Origin of the sequence: Cellulosimicrobium sp. 22598, from assembly GCF_052044445.1 — a bacterium.
GTDB lineage: Bacteria > Actinomycetota > Actinomycetes > Actinomycetales > Cellulomonadaceae > Cellulosimicrobium > Cellulosimicrobium cellulans_G.
Genome location: NZ_JBQEMZ010000051.1, coordinates 1 through 590 on the forward strand (window position 1 = coordinate 1; position 590 = coordinate 590).

The window sequence follows — 590 nt, forward strand, 5'->3', positions numbered from 1 at the left end:
CCCGAGCTGTCCTACGACTACGGTGCGCTCGAGCCGCACATCTCCGGGCGGATCATGGAGCTGCACCACTCCAAGCACCACCAGGCCTACGTCACCGGCGCGAACACCGCCCTGGAGAAGCTCGCCGAGGCCCGCGAGACCGGCGACTTCGCCGCGATCAACCTGCACGAGAAGAACCTCGCGTTCAACCTCGGCGGCCACGTCAACCACTCCGCCTTCTGGACCAACCTCTCCCCCGAGGGCGGCGGCGAGCCCACCGGCGAGATCGGCGCCGCGATCGACGAGCACTTCGGCTCCTTCGACGCCTTCAAGAAGCAGTTCGCCGCCGTCGCCGCCGGAGTCCAGGGCTCGGGCTGGGCCATCCTCGCCTGGGACTCCATCGGCTCCAAGCTCGTCACCGTCCAGCTCTACGACCAGCAGGGCAACCTCACCCTCGGCCTCACCCCGATCGTCCTGCTCGACGTCTGGGAGCACGCCTACTACCTCGACTACCAGAACGTGCGCGCCGACTACGTCACCGCCTGGTGGAACCTCGTCAACTGGTCCGACGCCGAGGCCCGCCTCCAGCGCGCCAAGACCCAGACCGCCGG

Annotated in this window: 1 protein-coding gene; it reads left to right on the forward strand. The window is 68.6% G+C overall.

What is annotated here, in order from left to right; translation table 11 throughout:
- The coding region (locus ACTJIY_RS20835) for a superoxide dismutase (RefSeq protein ID WP_440675405.1) at positions 1–590 on the forward strand (590 nt) is incomplete at both ends.